The organism is Streptomyces sp. TN58 (assembly GCF_001941845.1).
In the GTDB taxonomy this organism is placed as follows: domain Bacteria; phylum Actinomycetota; class Actinomycetes; order Streptomycetales; family Streptomycetaceae; genus Streptomyces.
On record NZ_CP018870.1, the window covers coordinates 2,802,938 to 2,814,937 of the forward strand.

The following is a 12,000-nucleotide window of genomic DNA, read 5'->3' on the forward strand; positions in this document are numbered from 1 at the left end:
GCACGGGACGGGAGCCCCGCCTTCCGGGCAGACCTGACCGGACGACGCGTCCGTGCCGGGCGGGGGGCGATCGGGCAGTCTGTCACGACGACCCCTGCCGGGCGCACACACCGCGCACCGCGCAGAAGGGACCGCTGACGGCGATGCAGATCCGGCTGACCGTCCTCGGGTCGCGCAGCGGCCACCAGACCGCGACCGCCCCCGCGAGCTGTGACGTGCTCGTCACCGCGCCCGTCGGCACCGCGCTGGCCGCGGTCGCCTCCGGCCTCGCGGCCACCGTCGGCGGCCCGGACACCGGCGGCACGATCGTGCTGTACGCGGGCTCCGAGCGCCTCGACCTCCAGCGGCGGGTGCTGGGCGAGCCTCCGCTGGTGGACGGCGCGGTACTGGCGCTGAACTCGCCGCTGCCGGACGTACTGCCGGAGGACGGGCTCGGCGCACCCCAGCTGCACGTCGTGGCCGGTCCTGACGCGGGCGGCGTGCACCTGCTGCACGACGGGCAGATCCGCATCGGCCGCTCCGGCGACGCCGACGTGCCGCTGGACGACCCCGACGTGTCCCGGATGCACTGCGCGGTGACGGTGATCGGCGACGGCCGGGTCGCCGTCGCCGACCTGGGCTCCACCAACGGCACCACCCTCGACGGCTCCCCTGTGGGTGCGCAGCCGGTCGCCCTGCCCCCGGGGGCGCTGCTGCGGGTCGGCGAGTCCACCCTGCGGCTCGCGCCCGGGGGCGCGCCCGCGCTGGCGGTGACCCCGGACCAGGAGGGCCACCTGGCCCTCGCCGCGCCCGTCCCGGCTGCCCCGCCCATGCCGCCTTCCGGCGCCGAGGGCCCCGCGGGGGCCTCCCCCGACGGCCCGGGCGCGGCGGCGGGTGCCCGTGGCCCGGCCGGTCCGGCCGGCCCCGGAGCCGGGTCGTACGCGCCCGTCGGCCCGTACGCGCGGTCCGCCGCCGACGGGGCGCCGGGCGCCTCCGGCACGGGCGCGGGCGCCCCCGGGCCGCTCGGGCCGGCCGGCGCGGCCGGCCCGGCCCACCCCGCCGCCACCGAACCCGCCGTCGGACCCGGAACCGGATCCGGCCGCCGCAAGGGCCTCGGCGCGTGGGCCCGCAGGTGGGTGCGCGGGCAGGACGTCGGGCCCGGTGCCCCGGAGATCGTCGCCACCGCCGCCGCACCCCACCCCGACGACCCGGCCGCGCTGCTGCTGGCCGCGATGGGCCCCACCGGGCGCCTGTGGTCCCGTACGTCCGGGCCGGCCGGTCCCGCCGCGCCGCTGGAGGTCGGGCTGGGCGCCGGGAGCCGGGTGTCCCTGTCCTCCGTCGGCGCCCTCGGTGTCGCGGGCCCGCGGGCCCGGCTGTCCGGGGCCGCCCGCTGGGCGGTCGCCCAGCTCGCGGGCCTGCACGCCCCGGGGCAGCTGGAGATCGTGCTCGTCTGCGCCGACCGGGCGCGTCCGCTCGCCGACCGGCGCCGCGACTGGGGCTGGCTGGGCTGGCTGCCCCACGTACGGCCCGGGCACGGCCAGGACTGCCGGCTGCTCCTGGCGTACGACCGCGACCAGGCCGCCGCCCGTACGGCCGAGCTGACCCGGCGCCTCGACGACGGCCCGCTCGGCGCGCACTGGGCGAGCGCGTCCCCCGAGCAGGTACGGGAGGCCGCCGCCGCCTACGAGGGTCCCTCCACGCTCCTCGTCCTCGACGGCGACCCCGGCACCGGTGCGCTGCGCGACACCACCGGCCGCCTCGCCTCGCACGGCCCGGCCGCCGGGATCCACGTCCTGGCGCTCGCCGAGGCCCCGGCGGCCACCCCCGCCTCCCCGGTCGCCGAGACGTACGAGGCCGCATGCGCGGCCACCCCCGCCTTCCGGGACTGCGGTGTGGTCGCCCTGCTCAGCGGGGACGTGGCCACGGCCGTACGGACCTTCACGGTCCGGGGCGGCCTGCCGGTGCCGTCCGGGGGCACCGCGGTGTCCGACGCCGTGTCCACCGCCTGGGCGGAGCGGTTCGCCCGGGCCCTGGCGCCCCTGCGGCCCACCGACGGCGCGGCCGGCGGGCCGAGCCGTCCCACGGCCGCCGCGCTGCCCGCCACGGCGCGGCTGCTGGACGAGCTGGGCCTGGCCCGGGCCACCCCCGCCTCCCTGATGGCCCGCTGGGCGGCCACCACCGACCGGGGGCAGGGCCAGGGCGGCCTGGCCGAGATCGTGCTGGGCAGCGGGCGGCGCGGTCCCGTCGGCACCGAGCTGGTGCACGACGGCCCGCACCTGATCGTCGAGGGGCCCGCCGGGAGCGGCCGTACCGAGCTGCTGCGGTCGGTGGCGGCGTCGCTGTGCGCGGGCGCCCGGCCGGACCGGCTGGGGCTGGTCCTCCTCGACGGGGCGGGCGGCGAGCGCGGAGACGGGCTGCTGCCCTGCACGGAACTGCCGCACGTCTCCGCCCACCTGGTCGCCTCCGACCCGCTGCGCATGCGGGAGTTCGCACAGGTGCTGGGCGCGGAGCTCAAGCGGCGCGCCGAGCTGCTGGACGGGGTGTCCTTCGCCGACTGGCACGCACAGCGCGAGGTGTCCGGGCGGCTGGTCGCGCCCCGCCGGCCCGCGCCGGGCGAGGTCCGCGGCGACGCCGGCCCGTCCTCCGGCTCTCCGGGCCACGGCGAGCCGGTACGGACGGGGACGCTGAGGCTGCGCGCCTCCGCCACGCGTACGGACCCGGCCGGACCGAGCCCGCTGCCGCGTCTGGTGGTGCTGGTGGACGACCTCGACGCGCTGGTCGCGCCCGGGCTGGGCAGCGCGGGCCGCCCCGCGGCCGGTTCGGTGGTGCGGGCGCTGGAGGCGGTGGCCCGTGACGGCGCCCGGCTCGGCGTGCACCTGGTGGCGAGCACGTCCCGCCCTGACCGTACGGCCGACACCGGCCCGGCCCGGCTGGCGGCCCTGCGGGTGGAGCTCGAAGCGCCGGACCGGCCGGGGCCGGGCCGCGGCGTGCTCCGCTTCGCGGACGGCCGTACGGTGCCGTTCCAGGCGGGCCGGGTCACCGGGCGGATCCCGCGGACGGCGACCCTGCGGCCGACGGTGGTCCCGGTGGAGTGGGAGCGGATGGGCGATCCGCCCGCCCGTCGGCCGGTGCGCGAGCTGGGCAACGGGCCGACGGACCTCGCGCTGCTGGCCAGCGCCCTGGACCGGGCCGCGCACCTGGTGTCGGCGACACCCGTGCTGTTCCCGCCGGCTCCCTGAACCGTCCCGGCCCCCGCGCCCGTCACCGTGACGCGGTATTGCGGGGCCGCGCGGGGCGGCGTAGACCTTGTGGTCCGGGACACACCACGGGTATCGGGGGCACAGCCATGCGCGAGCACGGAACGGGCCGGACGCATCTGAAGTGGGCGGCGCTGGCCGCGGCGGGCGCGCTGACGCTCACCGCGTGCGGGGGCGACGCCGGTGAGGAGCCGGCGGCGCCGCAGGGCGGCACGGCCTCGCCGGGGGTGGCGTTACCGAAACTGGACGGCGAGAAGCTCCAGGTCGCGGCGGTCTGGACGGGACCGGAGCAGGCGAACTTCACCAAGGTGCTCAAGGAGTTCGAGAAGCGGACGGGGGCCACCGTCACCTTCGTCCCGGCCCAGGACCCCATCGTCACCTTCCTCGGCACGAAGATCGCCGGTGGGGCCCCGCCGGACGTGGCACTGCTGCCGCAGGTCGGGGCGCTGGTCTCGGCGGTGCAGAACAAGTGGGCGCAGCCGGTGGGACCGGAGGCCCAGGCGCAGCTCGACAAGAACTACTCGGCGGGCTGGAAGTCGCTGGGCGCGGTCGGCGGCACCCAGTACGGCGTCTACTACAAGGCCGCCAACAAGTCGCTGATCTGGTACAACGCGAAGGCGTTCGAGGCGGCGGGCGTCAAGCCGCCCAAGACGTGGAAGGAACTGATCACGGCGGCGGACACCCTGTCCGCGTCGGGCACCCCCGCGGTCTCTGTCGCGGGCGCGGACGGCTGGACCCTGACGGACTGGTTCGAGAACATCTACCTCTCCCAGGCGGGCCCGGAGAAGTACGACCAGCTGGCCAAGCACGAGATCAAGTGGACGGACGACAGTGTCAGGCAGGCCCTGACCACGCTCGGCGAGCTGTTCGGGCGGAAGGACTTCCTGGCGGGCGGCACGAGCGGGGCGCTGGCCACCGAGTTCCCCAAGTCGGTGACGCAGACCTTCACGGGTGGTGACCGGCCGGCGGCGGCGATGGTCTTCGAGGGCGACTTCGTCGCGGTGAACATCGCGCAGACGGAGGCGAAGGTCGGCGAGGACGCCCTGGTCTTCCCCTTCCCGGCGGTCGGTGCGAAGGCGCCGGTGGTCTCCGGCGGTGACGTGGCTGTCGCGCTGAAGCCCTCGAAGGGCGCGCAGGCGCTGCTGACCTTCCTGGCGTCGCCGGACGCGGCGCAGATCCAGGCCCGCGAGGGCGGTTTCGTCTCCCCGAACAAGTCGGTCGACCCGGCGGCCTACCCGAACGACATCCAGCGCGGCATCGCCGAGGCGCTGATCGCGGCGGGCGACGACTTCCGCTTCGACATGTCGGACCAGGCGCCGGCGGCGTTCGGCGGGACGCCGGGCGCGGGCGAGTGGAAGGCGCTGCAGGACTTCCTGGCGAACCCGTCGGACGTGGCGGGCACCCAGGCGAAACTGGAGGCGGACGCGGCCAAGGCCTACGGGAACTGACCCGTGACGGCCCCCGCCGCACACGGTCCCTCCGCACCCGAGCCCTCCGCATCCGGGCCCGACGCATCCGGGCCCTCCTCCGCGGACTCCTCCTCCCCCGTCGGCGGCCCCGCGCGCGGTCCCGCCCCCGCGCGGGGGCTCGCCGCCGAGGCCCGGCGCCGCCGCCTGGTGGCGGCGGCGTTCCTCCTGCCGGCCCTCGTACTGCTCGGCGCGCTCGTCGTGCACCCGATCGGCTACTCGATCTACCGCAGCTTCTTCGACCGCTCCGGCGAGGTCTTCGTCGGCGGCGGCAACTACCGGGAGATCCTCACCGACGACGGCATCCGCACCGCTCTGAAGAACACGGCGGTGTGGGTGGTGCTCGCTCCGGCCGCGGCCACCGCGCTCGGGCTGATCTTCGCGGTGCTCACCGAACGGGTGCGCTGGGGAACGGCGTTCAAGCTGCTGGTGTTCATGCCGATGGCGATCTCGATGCTGGCGGCGGGCATCATCTTCCGGCTCGTCTACGACCACGATCCCGACCGGGGCGTCGCCAACGCGGTCTGGGTCGGCGTCCACGACACGTTCGCGCAGTCCTCGGCCTTCCCCAAGGCCCGTCCGGGCCGTGACTCGCCGCTGGCGGACGCCGGCGGCGGCGCCTTCGTGACCCGTGAGCCGGTCCGCGCGGGCAGCCCGGTGCTGCTCCCGCTGGTCGGCGTGGCCCCGGAGGCGCTGCCGGAGGGGACCCGTACGGCGGGCGCCCCGGAGCCCGAGCCGGGGAAGGTGACGGGCACCGTGTGGCAGGACTTCACCCGGGGCGGGGGCGGTGCGGTGAACGTCGTCGACCCGAGCGAGCAGGGCTTCTCCGGGATGCGGATCGAGGCGGTCAGGGACGGCCGGGTCGTCGACACGGCGACGGCCCGCGCCGACGGCACCTTCACCCTGTCCGCGAAGGCCGACGGGGCACTGCTGCGGCTGCCCGCGGCCAACTTCCGGGAGGCGTACGGCGGGGTGGAGTGGCTGGGTCCGGCGCTGGTCACCCCGGCGGTCATCGGGGCGTACGTGTGGATGTGGGCCGGTTTCGCGATGGTGCTGATCGGGGCCGGGCTGGCGGCCGTACCGCGCGAGCTGCTGGAGGCGGCGCGGGTGGACGGGGCCAACGAGTGGCAGGTGTTCCGGCGGATCACCGTCCCGCTGCTGGCTCCCCTGCTGGCGGTCGTGCTCGTCACGCTCGTCATCAACGTCATGAAGATCTTCGACCTGGTGTTCGTGATCGCTCCGGGGGCGGTGCAGGACGACGCGAACGTGCTCGCGCTCCAGCTGTACCGGACGTCCTTCGGCACCGACGCCGATCCGGGTCTGGGCAGTGCCATCGCCGTGCTGCTGCTGGTGCTGGTGGTTCCGGTGATGCTCGTGAACATCCGCCGTCTGCGGAAGGAGGGGGGCCGATGAGCCGTTCCGACGCGGCGCCGGGCGGCCGGGTCAAGGCGCCACGGCGGGCGACGACGTGGGCCGGCCGGGCCGCGGGGGGCCTGGCCGGCGGGGCCGTGCGCGTCTTCCTGGTCGTGGCGGCGCTCTTCTGGCTGCTGCCCACCCTCGGTCTGCTGATCTCCTCCCTCGTCGCCCCGACCGACCTGAACGACGGCGGCTGGTGGCAGGTGTTCGGCGCGCCCTCGCGGCTGACCGCCGACAACTACGAGCGGCTGCTGGCCAACGACACGATCACCGGTTCCCTGCTGAACACGTTCGCGATCGCGGTGCCGGCCACGCTGCTCGTGCTGGCCCTGGGCGCGTTCGCCGGATACGCCTTCGCCTGGCTGAAGTTCCCCGGCCGGGACTGGCTGTTCCTCGTCGTCGTGGGGCTGCTCGTCGTACCGGTGCAGGTGGCGCTGATCCCGGTGTCGGAACTCTTCGGCACCATCGGCCTGTTCGAGACCACGGCGGGCGTGGTGCTCTTCCACACCGCCTTCGGCCTGCCTTTCGCGGTGTTCCTGCTGCGGAACTTCTTCGCGGAGATCCCGCGCGAGCTGCTGGAGGCCGCCCGTCTCGACGGGGCGGGCGAGCTGCGGCTGTTCACCCGGGTGGCGCTGCCGCTGGGCGGCCCGGCCATCGCCTCGCTCGGCATCTTCCAGTTCCTGTGGGTGTGGAACGACATGCTGGTGGCGCTGGTCTTCGCCGACTCGGCCGATCCGCCGATCACGGTCGCGCTCCAGCAGCAGGTACGGCAGTTCGGCAACAACATCGACGTGCTGGCGCCCGGCGCGTTCCTGTCGATGGTGGTCCCGCTCGCCGTGTTCTTCGCCTTCCAGCGGCAGTTCGTCACGGGCGTGATGGCGGGGGCGGTCAAATAGGCCCCGTGGACCGCACCTGATGCGGAGGTGACGCGGGGGGCCTCGGGGGCGACGCGAGGTCGACGTAGGGGTTGACGCGGGGGTTGACGCGGCGGTTGACGCTGCGCAACCCGTATGCCGCACACCGCGTAACCCGATCGCGGCGGCAGGGGTTCCTGGGCCATATGCCCGCGCCGACCCCTGGATGTGCCGTGCCCCGGTTCAGCGTCATCGTGCCCGCGTACAAGGTCCAGGCCTACCTCCAGGAGAGTCTGGACTCGGTCCTCACCCAGTCGTACCCGGACCTGGAGCTGATCGCCGTCGACGACGCCTCCCCCGACGCCTGCGGTGCGATCATCGACGAGTACGCGGCCCGCGACCCCCGGGTGACCGCGGTGCACCTGGCGGACAACCTGGGGCCCGGCCCGGCGCGGAACGCGGGCCTGGCCCGGGCCGTCGGCGACTACGTGGTCTTCCTCGACGGCGACGACACCCTCACCCCCGGCGCCCTGCAGGCGGTCACCGACCGGCTGAAGGCCACCGGCTCCCCCGACGTCCTGGTCTACGACCACGCGCATGCCCACTGGTCCGGGGAGCTCGTGCGCGACCCGCTCGCGCACCGGCTGTCGCAGGAGGGCCCGGCCAGCTTCCGGCTCGCCGACCGCCCGGCCCTGCTCACCCTGCCGATGGCGGTGTGGAACAAGGCGTACCGGCGTGAGTACGTCGAGCGGGAAGGCCTCGCGTTCCCCCCGGGGCTCTACGAGGACGCCCCCTGGACCTGTCCGGCGCTGCTGGCCGCCGAGTCCGTCGTCGTCCTGGACCGGGTCTGCGTGCACCACCGCCGACGCCGCACCGGATCGCTCCTGGCCACCGGCACCTCCCGCCACCTGGAGATCTTCGACCAGTACGACCGGGTCTTCGGGTACCTCGCCGGACGGCCCGAGCTGGAGCGCTGGCGCCCCACCCTGCACCGCCGGATGGCCGAGCACTTCTGCGCCGTGTACGCCGACCCGCGCCGCCTCCCCCGCGGCAGCAGGGCCGAGTTCTTCGCCCGGGCCTCGGCCCTGCTGCGCCGCTACCGCGCGCCGGGCGGCCGGAGTTCGCTGCCGCTGTCCCTGTCGCGGGCCGACCGGACCGGGCACGCCCTGATGCGGCTGGGCGCCCGTCGCGGCTACCTGCTGCTGTCGGCGCTGCGCTCGGCCGGGCCGGCGGCGGGCCGGGCCGCCTCGGCCCTGGGCAGGGGCCTGCGCGAAGCCTCGCTGCGGCTGCACTACCGGATCCAGCGGCTGCTGCCGCTGCGCCCCGAGCTCGCGGTGTTCTCCGCGTACTGGCACGGCGGTTACGCCTGCAACCCGGCCGCGATCGAGGCGAAGCTGCGGGAACTGGCGCCCCGGATGCGGACGGCGTGGATCTGCGGCCCGGAGCAGGCCGCGACGCTCCCGCGGGAGACGGTGGCGCTGCGCCCCGGTTCGGCGGCGTACTGGAGCGCGCTGGCCCGGGCCGGATACCTGGTCACGAACGTCAACTTCGACCGGGCGCTGGTCAAGCGGCGCGGCCAGGTCCTCCTCCAGACGCAGCACGGCACCCCGCTCAAGCGCGTCGGCCTCGACCTCCACGACCGGCCGGCCGCCACCCCGACCGCGGACTTCGCGGGCCTGCTGCGCGGCGCCGACCAGTGGGACTACCTGCTCTCCGCGAACCGGCACTCCACGCTGGTGTGGGAGAAGGCGGTCCCGGCCTCCTACACGACCCTCGAATACGGCTATCCGCGCAACGACGTCTTCCACCGGGCGTCCCGGACACAGGTGCTGGAGCTGCGCGAGCGGCTGGGCATCCCGGCAGGCTCGACGGCGATCCTGTACGCGCCCACCCACCGCGACTACCGCCGCAGCCGGCCGGAACACCTGGACTTCGAAGGGCTCCTGCGGGACCTGGGACCGCGCTTCACGGTACTGGTCCGCACGCACCTGACGTACGCGGACACCGACCGCACGTGGGAGCCCCACCCGCGTCTGGTGGACGTCTCCTCGTACCCGTCGGTGGAGGAGCTGTGCCTGGCCTCGGACGCCCTGGTCACGGACTACTCGTCGCTGATGTTCGACTACGCCGCCCTCGACCGGCCGATCGTGGTCCACGCGGACGACTGGGAGGCGTACGAGGCGGCCCGGGGCACGTACTTCGACCTGCGGTCGTGTCCGCCGGGCGCGATCGCCCGCACCCAGGACGAGCTGGTGGACATCTTCACCACGGGCCACTGGCGGGGCTCCCGCTCCGCCCAGCTCCGCGCGGCCTTCCGGGCCCGCTTCTGCCCGTACGAGGACGGCCACGCGGCGGAACGCGTGGTCCGCCGGGTCTTCCTGGACCAGCCGGCCCCGACCCCGCCGATCGTCCCCCTCCCGGACCGCACCCCGGCCCCACCGGCACCGTCCCCGCACGCGCCCCCGCCCCCCAGCCCGGAACCGGCCCTGTCCCACGTCTGGCCGTAGCCGGAGCTCCAGGGCCTCTCAGGCCGGCCCGGAAGCCGACTTGAGGGCTGCGACCACCTGGTGGGCCAGGGTGTCCAGGTGGGCGGGGGTCATGGCGTCGCGGACGACGATCTGGCGCCAGTAGAGCGGGCCGATGAGGAGGTCCAGGGCGTGGTCGGGGCTGATGCCCGCGGGGAGTTCGCCGCGGGCGACGGCGGCCGCGAGGATTCCCTGGGCCATACGGTGCTGGCCGTCGAGGAGGGCGCCGCGGACCGCTTCGGCGATCTCCGGGTTGCGGGAGGCCTCGACCAGGAGGTCCGGGATCACGGCGGAGGCCACCGGGTGCCGCAGCACGTGTGACATGACCTCCAGCAGGGCGCGTACGTCCCCGTGCAGCGAGCCGGTCGCCGGGACCGGCAGGCCGTCCGCCGCGAAGGCGCCGACCAGGTCGAGCACCAGGTGCAGCTTGGACTTCCAGCGCCGGTACACGGCCGTCTTGCCGACCCCGGCGCGCCGTGCGATGCCCTCGATGGACATCCGGGAGAACCCGACGGCGGCCAGCTCCTCCAGCACCGCGTCGCGGATCGCCTTCGTCACGTCCTCGCGCAGGACGGCGGCGCCGGCGGGGGCGCGACGGGCGGAGGGGGCGGGGGCGCGGTCCGTGGTCATGCGCAGAGCATAGCCGCGACGCGTCACGACGATACGGTTGCGTTTCGTCGTAGAAGTCTCTAGCCTCGCCGTAGCGACGATACGGACCCGTCCCGACCTACGTCGAAAGCGAATCCAGTGACCACCGCGACCCCGTCTCCACCCAGAACCGCGCCCGCCGCGCCCGCCACCTCCGCGGAGATCGCGCGGCTGGCCGCCGCCCACGGCCTCACGCTCAGCGGCGCCCGCCCGACGCTGCCCCGCTACATCGCGCAGCTCTGGCAGCGCCGCCACTTCGTCACCGCCTACGCCAACGCCCGCATGCAGGCCACCTACAGCACGGCGAGGCTCGGCCAGGTCTGGCACCTGGTGACGCCGCTGCTCAACGCGGCGGTCTACTACGTCATCTTCGGCCTCGTCCTGAAGGCCAGCCACGGCGTGCCGGACTACGTGCCCTTCCTGATCACCGGCATCTTCGTCTGGGACTTCGTCAGCAGCTCCGTCAACGCCGGCACCCGCGCCGTCCACGGCAACCTCGGCCTGGTCCGCGCGCTGCACTTCCCCCGCGCGAGCCTGCCCATCTCCACCGTCGTGCAGCTCTTCCAGCAGCTGCTCGTGTCCATGGCCGCGCTGGTGGTCCTCCTGCTGGCCTTCGGCCAGCGGCCCGGCCCGGCCTGGCTGCTGGCGGTACCGGCCCTCCTGCTGACGGCCCTCTTCGCCGCCGGCTGCGCCATGATCATGGCTCGTGTCGGCAGCAGGAGCCCGGACGTCAGCCAGCTGATGCCGTTCGTCCTGCGGACGTGGATGTACGGCTCGGGCGTCATGTGGTCCATCGACCAGGTGCTGAAGCAGGACCACCTGCCGCACTGGGTGCTGACGGCCCTCAAGGCCAACCCGCCGGCCGTCTACATCGACCTGATGCGCTTCGCGCTGATCGACAGCTTCCCCGCGCACGCCCTCCCGCACCACGTATGGCTGCTGGCCGTCGGATGGGCGCTGCTCGCCGGCGTCGGCGGGTTCGTCTACTTCTGGAAGGCGGAGGAGGCGTACGGACGTGGCTGACGACACCCGGGTGCCCACCGTGATCGCGGACGGGGTCCACGTCATCTACAAGGTGCACGGCGCCGGCGCCCGCAAGGGCGGCGCCACCTCCGCCCTCAGCCGGATCTTCTCCCGCCGGTCCGCCCCCGGCATGAGCGAGGTGCACGCGGTCAAGGGCGTCTCCTTCACCGCGTACGAGGGCGAGGCCATCGGCCTCATCGGCTCGAACGGCTCCGGCAAGTCGACGCTGTTGAAGGCCGTCGCCGGCCTCCTGCCGGTGGCCCGCGGCCGGATCTTCTCGCACGGCCAGCCGTCCCTGCTGGGCGTGAACGCCGCCCTGATGAACGACCTGACCGGCGAACGCAACGTCATCCTCGGCGGCCTCGCGATGGGCATGTCCAGGCAGCGGATCCACGAGCGCTACGAGGGGATCGTGGACTTCTCCGGCATCAACGAGAAGGGGGACTTCATCTCCCTGCCGATGCGCACGTACTCCTCCGGCATGGGCGCCCGGCTGCGGTTCTCCATCGCCGCCGCCAAGGACCACGACGTGCTGATGATCGACGAGGCGCTGGCCACGGGCGACGCGGCCTTCCAGCGGCGCAGCCAGGCCCGCATCGAGGAACTGCGCGAGCGCGCCGGCACGGTCTTCCTGGTCAGCCACGCCGTCAACACCGTCCGCGAGACCTGCGACCGCGCGCTCTGGCTGGACGCGGGCGTCCTACGCATGGACGGCCCGGCGGACGAGGTCTGCGCCGCCTACGAGCAGTCAACCCGCTGCAGCCCCGCCGGCGTTTGAGGCGCGGGGGCCCGGGGGCAGCGCCCCCGCAACGGCGCCGCACCCGCACACCAC

At 74.9% G+C, this 12,000-nt stretch carries 8 protein-coding genes; 7 read left to right on the forward strand and 1 reads right to left on the reverse strand.

The features are described from left to right. Window positions 1–143 precede the first annotated feature (143 nt). The 5 genes from BSL84_RS12775 (at window position 144) to BSL84_RS12795 (ending at window position 9,479) form a co-directional block, all read left to right on the forward strand. Window positions 144–3,218: an FHA domain-containing protein gene (locus BSL84_RS12775; RefSeq protein WP_075970374.1), complete on the forward strand. Its 3,075-nt coding sequence runs from the start codon at window positions 144–146 to the stop codon at window positions 3,216–3,218. 107 nt (window positions 3,219–3,325) lie between these two features. Then, window positions 3,326–4,684 (forward strand): ABC transporter substrate-binding protein, encoded by a 1,359-nt coding sequence (locus BSL84_RS12780; RefSeq protein WP_075970375.1) that lies wholly within the window; start codon window positions 3,326–3,328, stop codon window positions 4,682–4,684. A 3-nt stretch (window positions 4,685–4,687) separates the two neighbouring features. Then, window positions 4,688–6,115, forward strand: coding sequence for a carbohydrate ABC transporter permease (locus BSL84_RS12785; protein WP_078849087.1), 1,428 nt, complete (start codon window positions 4,688–4,690; stop codon window positions 6,113–6,115). Beyond that, window positions 6,112–7,014: a carbohydrate ABC transporter permease gene (locus tag BSL84_RS12790; RefSeq protein WP_075970376.1), complete on the forward strand. Its 903-nt coding sequence runs from the start codon at window positions 6,112–6,114 to the stop codon at window positions 7,012–7,014. The genes BSL84_RS12785 and BSL84_RS12790 overlap by 4 nt, the downstream gene beginning before the upstream one ends. 191 nt (window positions 7,015–7,205) lie before the next feature. Next, window positions 7,206–9,479 (forward strand): bifunctional glycosyltransferase/CDP-glycerol:glycerophosphate glycerophosphotransferase, encoded by a 2,274-nt coding sequence (locus tag BSL84_RS12795; protein ID WP_079273178.1) that lies wholly within the window; start codon window positions 7,206–7,208, stop codon window positions 9,477–9,479. 18 nt (window positions 9,480–9,497) lie between these two features. Here BSL84_RS12795 and BSL84_RS12800 read toward each other — a convergent pair whose 3' ends face one another. After that, a complete protein-coding gene (locus BSL84_RS12800; RefSeq protein ID WP_075970378.1) occupies window positions 9,498–10,127 on the reverse strand; it encodes a TetR/AcrR family transcriptional regulator in 630 nt (209 codons plus the stop codon). 117 nt (window positions 10,128–10,244) lie between these two features. Here BSL84_RS12800 and BSL84_RS12805 point away from each other — a divergent pair, with 117 nt between their 5' ends. Continuing rightward, the gene (locus BSL84_RS12805; RefSeq protein WP_079273179.1) at window positions 10,245–11,168 is read left to right on the forward strand and encodes an ABC transporter permease; all 924 of its coding nucleotides are present in this window, start codon (window positions 10,245–10,247) and stop codon (window positions 11,166–11,168) included. Continuing rightward, window positions 11,161–11,946: an ABC transporter ATP-binding protein gene (locus BSL84_RS12810; protein WP_075970379.1), complete on the forward strand. Its 786-nt coding sequence runs from the start codon at window positions 11,161–11,163 to the stop codon at window positions 11,944–11,946. Before BSL84_RS12805 ends, BSL84_RS12810 begins: the two co-directional genes overlap by 8 nt. Window positions 11,947–12,000: the final 54 nt, after the last annotated feature.

Coding starts and splice junctions, on each gene's coding strand:
- BSL84_RS12775 (WP_075970374.1), top strand. CDS start 144: ATGCAGATCCGGCTGACCGTCCTCGGGTCGCGCAGCGGCCACCAGACC.
- BSL84_RS12780 (WP_075970375.1), top strand. CDS start 3,326: ATGCGCGAGCACGGAACGGGCCGGACGCATCTGAAGTGGGCGGCGCTG.
- BSL84_RS12800 (WP_075970378.1), bottom strand. CDS start 10,127: ATGACCACGGACCGCGCCCCCGCCCCCTCCGCCCGTCGCGCCCCCGCC.
- BSL84_RS12790 (WP_075970376.1), top strand. CDS start 6,112: ATGAGCCGTTCCGACGCGGCGCCGGGCGGCCGGGTCAAGGCGCCACGG.